Consider the following 3,107-nt stretch of genomic DNA (forward strand, 5'->3'; position numbering starts at 1 on the left):
ACTCGCTGAACGAGACCGTGGTGGTGTTCGACCGCACCCGCGAGCTGATGCGCCGTTACAAGACCATCCCCACGGAGGAACTCCTCAACCTGTCGATCAACTCGACGATGTCGCGCACCGTGATGACCTCGGTCTCGGCCTTTCTGTCGCTGCTCGCGCTGGTGCTGTTCGGCGGCGAGGCGATCCGTGGGTTCGCCGTGGTGATGCTCGCGGGCGTCGTGATCTGCACCTACTCGGCGATCTTCGTCTCGACGCCGGCGCTGATCTATCTCGGGCTGATGCTGTCGGGGGTGAAGGCGCAGGCCGCCCGCGGGCGCGTGCCGCAACCGGCGGAGTAGCCCCCGATGGCCGAACTCGACGGATTCCTCCCCGGGCGGCACCTGATCGACGCCTACGGCAACGGCGGCTTCCGCTTCGGCGAGATGTCGCACCGCGGCTCGATCCTGGCGCTGCCGTCCGGCATCCGCGCCTGGGGCCCGACCGCGGCGAAGGCGATCGACCGCACGGCGCTGCGGCCGGTGCAGGCGGAAGGCGACGGGATCGAGCTGCTTCTCGTCGGCACGGGCCTCGACATCGTGCCGCTGCCGCCCGATCTCAGGGCATGGCTCAAGGACAACCGCATCGGTCTCGACGTGATGCAGACGGGCGCGGCGGCGCGCACCTACAACATCCTGCTGGCGGAGAACCGCAAGGTGGCGGCGGCCCTGATCGCGGTCGCGTGAGCGCGGTCGCTGCCGAGGCCACCGGCCTCGCCTTCGCGTTCCGGCACTGCGAGGACCTCGTCCGCGCGGGCGACCCGGACCGCTACCTCGCGACGCTGTTCGCGCCAGCCGAATTCCGCCCGCACCTGTTCGCGCTCTACGCCTTCAGCCTGACGGTCGCGCGCGTGCGCGAGGCGGCCTCGAACCCGATCGCCGGCGAGATCCGCCTGCAATGGTGGCGCGACGCGCTCCAGGGCGAGGCGCGCGGCGACGTGAAGGCCAACCCGGTCGCGGCCGCGCTGCTCGACGCGATCCGCGCCCGCCGCCTCGGGCGCCAGCCCTTCGTCGACCTGATCGACGCGCGCGTGTTCGACCTCTACGACGACCCGATGCCCCGGCTGAACGATCTCGAAGGCTATTGCGGCGAGACCGCCTCGGCCCTGTTCCGGCTCGCGAGCCTGATCCTGTGCGACGGCGCCGAGCCCGGGGGTGCCGCGGCCGCGGGCCATGCCGGCGTCGCCTACGGCATCACCGGCCTGCTGCGGGCGCTGCCGTGGCACGCGCGCGCCGGACAGGTCTACCTCCCGGCCGAGATTTTTCGCGCTCACGGCGTCACCCGCGAGGACATCGTCACCGGCCGGGGCGGCCCCGGCCTGCGCGGCGCCTGCGCGGACCTGCGCGGCCACGCCCGCCGGCACCTCGCTGCCTTCGGGGCGGCGCGCAGCGCCATCGTTCCGGCCGCGCGCCCCGCCTTCCTGCCGCTGGCCCTGGTCGCGGGGTATTTGTCCGCGATGGAGCGGGCCGCCTACGACCCGCTGAACACGCCCGTCGACGCCCCGCGCTGGCGCCGGCTTTGGCGCCTGTGGCGCGGGGCGCGGGCGTTCGGGTAGGGCAGCCCCGGCCGTCGCGCCTCTCCCTCCCCCCTCTGCGGGGGAGGTTGGCCCTCGCGTCAACGAGGGTTGGGAGAGGGGAGCGCCGTATCCGGCACCATCGCTCCCCTCTCCCGACTTAGCTCGCGGGCCACCCTCTCCCGCAGAGGGGAGAGGCAGGTCAGGCATGTAACCACCCAGCGCAAACCCCACGTTGGCGCCCTGAAATTCCTCGTCTAGGCTCCGCTCCGGAGACGACGCCCACCCGATCAAGAACGACGGACACCATCCGCATGGCCGACACCTACGACGTGCTCATCATCGGCGCCGGCCCCGGCGGCTACGTCGCCGCGATCCGCGCGGCGCAGCTCGGCTTCAAGGCCGCGGTGGTGGACCGCGAGCACCTCGGCGGCATCTGCCTGAACTGGGGCTGCATCCCGACCAAGGCCCTGCTCCGCTCGGCCGAGATCTACCACTACATGCAGCACGCCGCCGACTACGGGCTGTCGGCCGAAAAGGTGGGGTTCGACACCGCGGCGGTGGTCAAGCGCTCGCGCAGCGTCTCGGCCAAGCTCAACGGCGGCGTCGGCCACCTGCTCAGGAAGAACAAGGTCGACGTGATCTGGGGCGAGGCGGCGATCGATTCCGCGGCACACGGCAACCAGGCCGGCCAAGTCACGGTCAAGGCGACGACGCGGGCGCCCGCGCCGAAGGGCGCGCTCAGTGCCGGCACGTATTCGGCCAAGCATATCATCGTCGCCACAGGCGCGCGCCCCCGCGCGATCCCCGGCATCGAACCCGACAAGCGCCTGATCTGGACCTACTACGAGGCGATGGTGCCCGAGACGATGCCCAAGAGCCTGCTGGTGATGGGCTCGGGGGCGATCGGCATCGAGTTCGCCTCGTTCTACGCCACCATGGGCGCCGCGGTGACGGTGGTGGAACTGCTGCCGCAGATCCTGCCGGTGGAGGACCCGGAGATCGCAGGGCTCGCCCGCAAGCGCTTCGAGAAGCAGGGCATCAAGATTTTGACCGGCGCCAAGGTGACGAAGGTCGAGAAGGGCGCGGATTCCGTCACCGCGACGATCGAGGGCGCCGACGGAAAATCGCAAACCATCACCGCGGACAAGCTGATCTCGGCGGTGGGCGTGGTCGGCAACATCGAGGGCATCGGGCTGGAGAAGCTCGGGGTGAAGATCGAGCGCGGCATCGTCGTCACCGACGGGCTCGGGCGCACCAACGTGCCGGGCCTCTACGCCATTGGGGATGTGGCCGGCCCGCCGATGCTCGCCCACAAGGCCGAGCACGAGGGCGTGCTCTGCATCGAGACGATCAAGGGCCTGCCGACGCATGCGATGGACAAGGCCAAGATCCCCGGCTGCACCTACTGCCAGCCGCAGATCGCCAGCGTCGGCATCACCGAGGCCAAGGCGAAGGAGCAGGGCCTCGACGTGCGCGTCGGCCGCTTCCCCTTCGCGGGCAACGGCAAGGCCGTGGCGCTCGGCGAGCCGGACGGCCTGGTGAAGACGGTGTTCGA

The 3,107-nt window shown here is 71.0% G+C and carries 3 protein-coding genes and 1 pseudogene; all 4 read left to right on the forward strand.

Features of this window, described 5'->3' with window-relative positions; all coding sequences use genetic code 11:
* Positions 1-338: pseudogene (locus ACFE86_RS22035) on the forward strand (protein translocase subunit SecF); the annotation flags it as partial.
* Positions 339-344: 6 nt separating this feature from the next.
* Positions 345-722, forward strand: a complete 378-nt coding sequence (locus tag ACFE86_RS22040) for an Mth938-like domain-containing protein (protein ID WP_375457445.1) — start codon at positions 345-347, stop codon at positions 720-722.
* Positions 719-1,591: a phytoene/squalene synthase family protein gene (locus tag ACFE86_RS22045; protein ID WP_375457446.1), complete on the forward strand. Its 873-nt coding sequence runs from the start codon at positions 719-721 to the stop codon at positions 1,589-1,591. The genes ACFE86_RS22040 and ACFE86_RS22045 overlap by 4 nt, the downstream gene beginning before the upstream one ends.
* A gap of 272 nt (positions 1,592-1,863) precedes the next feature.
* On the forward strand, positions 1,864-3,107 hold a 1,244-nt coding region (lpdA, locus tag ACFE86_RS22050), incomplete at its 3' end, for a dihydrolipoyl dehydrogenase (protein WP_375457447.1).

Origin of the sequence: uncultured Methylobacterium sp., assembly GCF_964244095.1 — a bacterium.
Lineage (GTDB): Bacteria > Pseudomonadota > Alphaproteobacteria > Rhizobiales > Beijerinckiaceae > Methylobacterium.